This is a genomic window from Candidatus Acidianus copahuensis (genome assembly GCF_000632495.1).
Taxonomy (GTDB): Archaea; Thermoproteota; Thermoprotei_A; order Sulfolobales; family Sulfolobaceae; genus Acidianus; species Acidianus copahuensis.
Map to the genome: position 1 here is coordinate 1 of NZ_JFZT01000024.1, position 1089 is coordinate 1089.

General features: G+C 38.8%; 1 protein-coding gene. It reads left to right on the top strand.

All coding sequences use genetic code 11. The features are described 5' to 3' along the window. The coding region (locus CM19_RS03795) for a hydantoinase B/oxoprolinase family protein (protein ID WP_048099134.1) at positions 1-1073 on the top strand (1073 nt) is incomplete at its 5' end. Between the last annotated feature and the right edge of the window lie 16 nt (positions 1074-1089).

The following is a 1089-nucleotide window of genomic DNA, read 5'->3' on the forward strand; positions in this document are numbered from 1 at the left end:
TAGAAGAGGGCGATGTAATAGTCCTTAACGATCCCTATATTTCAGGTACTCATTTAAATGATGTTATGGTGGTAAGTCCAATCTATTGCTCTGATAAACTAGTTGGCTATGCTGTAAATAAGGCACATCATGTTGACGTAGGCGGGCCTGTACCTGGTAGCATAAATCCCAATGCTACAACATTATACGAGGAAGGACTAATTATACCTCCTACATACTTAATGGAAAAAGGGAAGTTGAATAGGGATGTCCTAGATTTAATCCTCAGTAACTTCAAGTCACCCTATACATCGATAGGAGATCTTAATGCCCAAATTGCTGCCAATAGACTAGGTATTTTAAGAGTTTCCCAGCTAATCGATAAATATGGTTTAGAAAGCGTGAGAAGAGGGTGGGAAGAATCTATAACCTATAGTAGAGACCTATCCACTAAGGAAATTGAAAAATGGCCTAAGGGAACCTATAGTGCCATGGACTATTTAGAGGGTATAGATGGAAATCTAATAAAGATAAAGGTAAATATTGCAATAAGTGAAAATAAGATAATAGCTGATTTTAACGGGACTGATCCCCAACTACCCCAGCCCTTAAATGCAGTATATGGAGTCACATTTTCAGCAACAACGTTTGTTATAAGGTCGTTAATAGGAAAAGAAATTCCAACAAATGAGGGATTCTATAGCCTAATTGAAGTACGTGCTAGTGAGGGTTTGCTTGTTAATCCAATAAAACCAGCACCTGTTTCCGGTGGAAATGTTGAAACAACTCAAAGGATAGCTGATACCGTTTTTAAGTCACTGTCAGGTGTATTACCAGATAAGGTACCTGCAGCCGGATCTGGGACAATGATGAACGTAATGTTAGGTGGATATTATAAAGGAAGTTATTGGGCACATTACGAAACTATAGGTGGCGGTACTGGAGGAAGGCCTAATAAGGATGGCGTTTCAGGTGTTCACGTTAATATGACCAATACACTAAATACTCCAATTGAGATAGCTGAGAAAGATTATCCGTTACTCTTTACCGCTTACCATATAAGATATAGAAGTGGAGGGGATGGAAAACAATAAAGGTAGGAGGATGGTA